Raw genomic sequence first — 3,313 nt, 5'->3', positions numbered from 1 at the left:
CAGGTGGCTGAGCCACCCGAGCCGCAGGTGGTGCGCGTCGAGGTGCCGGTGCAGATCCCGTGCCGCACCGAGCGCGTTCAGCGGCCGGTGTTCGCCGTCGACGTGCTTCCCATCGGCGCCTCGATTGCCGAGCAGATGCGCGCGCTGCGTGCTGATCGCCTGCAGCGGAAGGGGTACGAGCTGAGACTAGAGGCTACTGTCGAGGCGTGCCGATAGGTTCAACCCACTGGCTCTAGCAATCTAGAGCTCGAAAGAAGAGGGTGGCCGCGAGAAACGCGAACACTCCTAGCAGATGCCAGCCTGCAGGCTGACCCTGCAAGATAGCCAAAAGAGGGCGCTACTTTCAGCCGGTATCCTTGTGTCGGGAAGGGCTCTTTCGGCCATGGGCGGACTCACTGCATGCCCGCCATTGGCCGTATAACTCGAAAGAGCAGGATGGGCAGCCTGCACAAGCTGGAGCTAGCTGTATGGGCATTTCAGTTGCTTGCCAAGGTGCTCAGCACGAAGTCAGCACGCTCTGCCACGCTGACTTTGGGCAGCAGCGATACCGTATAGCCTAGTAACGGGTAGACACGTTGCAGCTGTTCGAACTCACCGACTGCGGCATCCAAGCCGTGGCGCCTTTCAGTGTCCTGCACATAAATCTCTGGCCAAGGGGGGGCCAGAAAGACCTGGGGGTTGTAGTCACAGGCCTGGCCTAACCTGGCAAGCGCGGGCTCATTCGTCAGGGTCTGAAGCGCAGACGCTGCGTCGATGAGGCTGCGGTCGAAGAACACCCAATGCTTACTATCACGCGGAGCCTTAGCATGGTCATCCTGCGCCATCGCAATGAGCCGCCGTAGGAAACCGACCAAATCAAGCCATGGAAGCGCTCGGCCACCAGTACGTAGCTCCTGCTGTACGACCCGTCGCCCCGGCTCTTCGACCACCGCATGGCCGCGGCGTTGAAGTTCTGCCAATAGCGTGGATTTTCCGCCTCCTGAGCATCCGGAAATAATGACGAAGTGATTCATGGTCGTGCCCTCCTTGTCGCGCATGGCTTGTCCTCCCGGTTTCAGTGGCGGGTTCTTTGTCGCCTTTGCTGACTTAGTCCGACTCGCTGACAACGCACGTCGCTATGGGGCGAAAGCGGCCTCGTGCGAATGGTTGCTTTTGGCCGATAGCAGCCCTTTGCGAGGGGCCGCTTCCGGCCAATTGCAGCCGGTGAGGACGGGCAACTAACGGCCATTCGACATCTAACTTGGGCTCGTCTGAGATAGCGTGTCAAACGGACTAACGGCTTCCCATCCGGATGGCAGCACGTAGATGCCACCTTTGTGTGAGTTATCCCATTGTCAGCGAGCTCACAGAGGCGGGCCAGGCCAGCGGTCATGCTGAAAGAGTTTTTCTATCACGGCGGACAATGACAGCACACCCCGGTCGTCAAGGTGTCGCCCCATGACTTGGAGCCCGATTGGACGGCCATCTGTAGTGAAGCCAATTGGCACTGAAGCAGCCGGTAGGCCGGTGAAGTTTGCTAGCGCGGAAAATGGAACCCATGCAGATGGTGGAAGCGAACGCCCAGCAATTTCCGCAGGGCCGTATGTGTCTGCTGCGAAAGCGCCGGTTGCGGTAGACGGAGTTAAGAGAAAGTCGAATTCCCCCATGAACTTAGCAGTGATGTTGATAATTCGCTTCCGCTCCATGAGCGCGGCGGTGAACTGGTCTGCACTCCATGTACGTTCAAGAATGCTTCCTAGCCAGCCATCCAATTTGATACCTCTATCAGATGCCATGGACTTTAGTCCGACCCTGTCCGTTTCAAGAGCGACAAGTGTGTCGAGAAGCCCTTCGGTGTTGCCAACGGTGGGATGGGTGCATTCAACCGCATCTATCACCGCCCCCAATTGCTTGATTGCATTTTCGAATGCAGCGCATACCTCAGGATCGACGACTGCAAAACCAAGATCACAGCTGTAGGCGATGCGGACGTTTTTCAGCGTCCCGGGGTCCTTCAAAATCCAATCATCGGCTTGAGACGGAATTGAATACCTGTCGAGAGAAGAAGGGCCGCTGATGACCGAAAGTGCAAATGCTGCGTCGGCTGCGGTGCGAGTCAGCGGACCAATATGTTCAAGCGACTCCCAGCCAGACTGACCGGGATAGCGTTCGTCCCTGCACCCCGGAAAAAGCGGGACACGTCCCCAAGACGGCTTCATTCCGAAGACGCCAGACAAGGACGCGGGGATGCGTATCGACCCGCCACCGTCGCTTCCCAGGGCCAGCGGAACCATCCGAGCAGCGACTGCGGCTGCCGAACCGGCACTGGAGCCGCCGGGCGTCAAAGCTGTATTCCAAGGATTCCGTGTTGTGGGAAAAACGTGGTTATGGCCAATGCCACCGTAGCCGAACTCTGACGTGTTCGTCTTGCCGATAATGATCGCCCCCGCCGCCTTAAGGCGTTCGACCACAATGTCATCCCGCTCGGGAACAAAGTCAGCGTAGAGCCGCGAGCCGAAAGTTGTCCGCAAACCCTGTGTAGAGATCAAATCCTTCACCGCGACCGGAACACCTGCCAGCGGGCCCACTGGCAACCCCTCGCCAAGGCGGCGATCTATATCCTCGGCCTGTGCCATTGCTGTTTCGTCAAGCGTACAGAAGGCATGCAAATCACAGTCGAGCGCTTCCACTCGAGACAAGACCGCCGCGGTAACGTCACGAGCGCTCCACTGACGTTCAGTGATTGCTTGGGATAGTTGTCTTAGACCAAGCTCCAACGGCGACTTCTTGGGCATACGGGTAAGGTTCCAGAAATGAGAGTCTGTTAGTTCGCGTGGCTACCCGCTGATGCCTGCTCTGCACCCAGCTCTTGCGACGGGTAACACTTAATATGGCGGGTACATCAAGGTCCGGAGTTGGTAAACATCATAGCCACCGCCGATGGCTGTACGGGACCGAAGGCGCACGCTCATGAATCCTTCTATCAAGGTCCACTATTGGCCATTTTCTGCCTCAGGTTGTGGCATCGTACCCTTCAACTGGACTCAGGAGCTCGGAGTAGTCGTTGCGGTTGTCGCCAACCTCGGTCGTGACCGGATAGGCCTCGAAGTCCTCGCGACTGGCCGATATTGCGGCATGCACCGCCTCGGTGCCGGTGGCCGGTGAAAGCCATAGGTCGAACTGTTCTGGCTCAAGGATCACCGGCATGCGGTGGTGAATCGCAGCCACCGGGCCTGCTGCTTCCTTCGTGAGCAGGGCGCACGACAGCACCTGGTTGCCTTCGGTGCTCGTCCAGATTGACCACAGCCCGGCGATGGCCAGCATGCTGGCATCT

General features: G+C 58.5%; 4 protein-coding genes. 1 reads left to right on the top strand and 3 read right to left on the bottom strand.

Annotated features, from left to right (window positions below; translation table 11 throughout):
* A partial coding sequence (locus J0A65_RS21860) for a hypothetical protein (RefSeq protein WP_206596441.1) occupies window positions 1-216 on the top strand: 216 nt, incomplete at its 5' end.
* A 260-nt stretch (window positions 217-476) separates the two neighbouring features.
* Here J0A65_RS21860 and J0A65_RS21855 read toward each other — a convergent pair.
* The 3 genes from J0A65_RS21855 to J0A65_RS21845 all read right to left on the bottom strand — a co-directional run.
* Window positions 477-1,013 (bottom strand): AAA family ATPase, encoded by a 537-nt coding sequence (locus tag J0A65_RS21855; RefSeq protein WP_206596440.1) that lies wholly within the window; start codon window positions 1,011-1,013, stop codon window positions 477-479.
* A 330-nt stretch (window positions 1,014-1,343) separates the two neighbouring features.
* Window positions 1,344-2,774, bottom strand: a complete 1,431-nt coding sequence (locus J0A65_RS21850; protein ID WP_206596439.1) for an amidase — start codon at window positions 2,772-2,774, stop codon at window positions 1,344-1,346.
* A 217-nt stretch (window positions 2,775-2,991) separates the two neighbouring features.
* On the bottom strand, window positions 2,992-3,313 hold a 322-nt coding region (locus J0A65_RS21845), incomplete at its 5' end, for an SOS response-associated peptidase (protein WP_206596438.1).

It is taken from the genome of Bowmanella yangjiangensis (assembly GCF_017255015.1).
In the GTDB taxonomy this organism is placed as follows: Bacteria; Pseudomonadota; Gammaproteobacteria; order Enterobacterales; family Alteromonadaceae; genus Bowmanella; species Bowmanella yangjiangensis.
The sequence above is the reverse complement of the archived record's forward strand: the minus strand, read 5'-3'. Positions and strand labels throughout refer to the sequence as shown.